General features: G+C 64.4%; 1 protein-coding gene. It reads left to right on the plus strand.

Going from position 1 to position 365, the window contains the following annotated elements; all coding sequences use genetic code 11:
- Positions 1-365: hypothetical protein (locus NPS47_RS25480; RefSeq protein ID WP_425313555.1), on the plus strand; the 365-nt coding region annotated here is incomplete at both ends.

Below are 365 nucleotides of genomic sequence, written 5' to 3' on the forward strand. Positions count from 1 at the left end.
GGACCAGCAAGCTGAGCCTGGCCAACCTGGCCGGGTTCGACCTCAACGGCAAGACCCAGACGGTGGGCGTACTCAACGCTGTGGCCGGGTCGAGCTTGGCCCTGAACAACGGCACGCTGGCGCTGAGCAACGGTGGCACCTCGGCGGGTACCCTCAGTGGTGCAGGCCTGCTGCAGGTCAATGGCGGTACGCTGGACGTGCAGGGCAGCAACACTGGCCTGAGCGCCGATACCCTCATCGCGACAGGGGCCAAGGTCAATCTGAACCATGTGGACGGCCTGGGCAGCGGCAAGATCAACAACGCTGGCACCTTCAATATCGACACTGGCAGCGACTGGACCTTGAGCAACGCGCTCAATGGCGCG

Origin of the sequence: Pseudomonas putida (assembly GCF_028682475.1) — a bacterium.
GTDB lineage: Bacteria > Pseudomonadota > Gammaproteobacteria > Pseudomonadales > Pseudomonadaceae > Aquipseudomonas > Aquipseudomonas putida_AG.